Raw genomic sequence first — 1,059 nt, 5'->3', positions numbered from 1 at the left:
ATGGACGACGGGTCGCTGGAGTAGATCACCTTGATGAAGTTGCCATTGGCGATGATCGCGTTCTCTTCTTCGTCCACGGCAATGGTGCCGGCGAACGGGCCATGAACGGAGTCACGGCGCAGCAGGCTGGCGCGCTTCTGCAGATCACCCTTGCCAGACTCGCGTACCACAATAGCCTTCAGGCGCAGGCCATCGCCGGAACCGGCTTTTTCGATCAGCAGGCGGGCCAGAATTCGGCCGATACGACCGAAGCCGTACAGCACCACATCGGTACGCTCAGGCATGCCAACCTTGCTGCTCACCGCTTCTGCCAGCTCTTCGCGCACGTAGTCTTCAATAGACAAGCCGCGATTGTCTTTCTTGTACTCCACCGCCAGTTTGCCGATATCAATACGGCAAGGGCCGAGATCCGACTTCACCACTTCCTGAAGAATCGGGAAGGTATCGACCACAGACAGCTCGGAGTCCTCGACCTGCTTGACGAAACGGTGGCTCTTCAGAATCTGGATAACAGACTTGTTGACCAGGGAACGGCTGTACACGGTCGTGGTAACGTTCTTTTCACGATGCAGGCGGCCGATCATGGGGATCATGGCTTCTGCAATCTCTTCGCGGTTTTTCCAGCGTCCGAAATGGTCTTCCAGTTTGCTCACGGAGATGGCCCTCTCAGTTTGGGTTCAGGCGGCGGAAAGCGGCGTCATTGCCCTGCTTCCTGGCCCACCTGCGGTGGTGGAGTTCGGGGCGCGCATAATAGCGCCAAAAAGCGGCTTTATCCACCCGGGTTACGGGGATATTGCGCGCTACAAGCCCAGGGAGCCGGCCCTGTCGGAAACAAACCGCTAATACATCAGCCTTATCATCCCGCAGGCGGTGCCTGCATAGCGGTGGCAACCTGTTCACGCAGCACCGGCACCACCTCGTCGTTAAACCAGGGCCGCTGGCGCAGCCACAGGCGATTGCGGGGGCTGGGATGGGGCAACGGGAAAAACCCCGCCTCCAGCGCCCGGGCAAAATGCCGCACATTGTCGGTGAGGGTTTTACCCCGCTGCGGCAGGTAAT

2 protein-coding genes and 1 pseudogene are annotated in these 1,059 nt (G+C 59.1%); 1 reads left to right on the top strand and 2 read right to left on the bottom strand.

Going from position 1 to position 1,059, the window contains the following annotated elements; genetic code table 11:
- A partial coding sequence (locus A3730_RS00470; protein WP_304439445.1) for a glyceraldehyde 3-phosphate dehydrogenase NAD-binding domain-containing protein occupies window positions 1-653 on the bottom strand: 653 nt, incomplete at its 3' end.
- A 4-nt stretch (window positions 654-657) separates the two neighbouring features.
- On the opposite strand from A3730_RS00470, the gene A3730_RS00465 reads away from it, so the two are divergent.
- Window positions 658-843 carry a hypothetical protein gene (locus A3730_RS00465; protein WP_063520592.1) on the top strand — a complete coding sequence of 62 codons (186 nt, stop codon included), beginning with the start codon at window positions 658-660 and terminating at the stop codon, window positions 841-843.
- 13 nt (window positions 844-856) lie between these two features.
- On the opposite strand, the pseudogene A3730_RS30790 reads toward A3730_RS00465, so the two are convergent.
- Window positions 857-1,059 (bottom strand): annotated as a pseudogene (locus tag A3730_RS30790) (uracil-DNA glycosylase family protein); the annotation flags it as partial.

It is taken from the genome of Alcanivorax sp. HI0044, from assembly GCF_001634945.1.
Note: the sequence above shows the minus strand (reverse complement) of the source record. Positions and strands in the feature narration are given on the sequence as shown.